The organism is Stenotrophomonas sp. SrG, assembly GCF_050031795.1.
GTDB classification, from domain to species: Bacteria; Pseudomonadota; Gammaproteobacteria; order Xanthomonadales; family Xanthomonadaceae; genus Stenotrophomonas; species Stenotrophomonas rhizophila_A.
Window position 1 is genome coordinate 1 of the sequence record NZ_JBNBBE010001244.1, and the last position, 237, is coordinate 237.

The 237-nt window shown below is 64.6% G+C and carries 1 pseudogene; it reads left to right on the plus strand.

Annotation, left to right across the window (positions count from 1 at the left end):
* Nucleotides 1-92, plus strand: a pseudogene (locus ACQG3P_RS23420) (organic hydroperoxide resistance protein); the annotation flags it as partial.
* Nucleotides 93-237: the final 145 nt, after the last annotated feature.

Below are 237 nucleotides of genomic sequence, written 5' to 3' on the forward strand. Positions count from 1 at the left end.
AGGTGGAGGAGCTGGTGCAGAAGGCGCACATCGTGTGCCCGGATTCGAATGCGACGCGCGGCAACATCGATGTGACGTTGACGGTGGGCTGAGGGAGCGTGCCGACCAACGGTCGGCACCTACCGTGGTTAACACGTCGGTGGGTCATGGCCGTTGGTCGCGTCGAAAAAAATTGGCGGTTGCCGGTCGCGTTGTCCGTGCATCCGCCCCACCCACCCCGGGGGTTCCCGTTTCCGG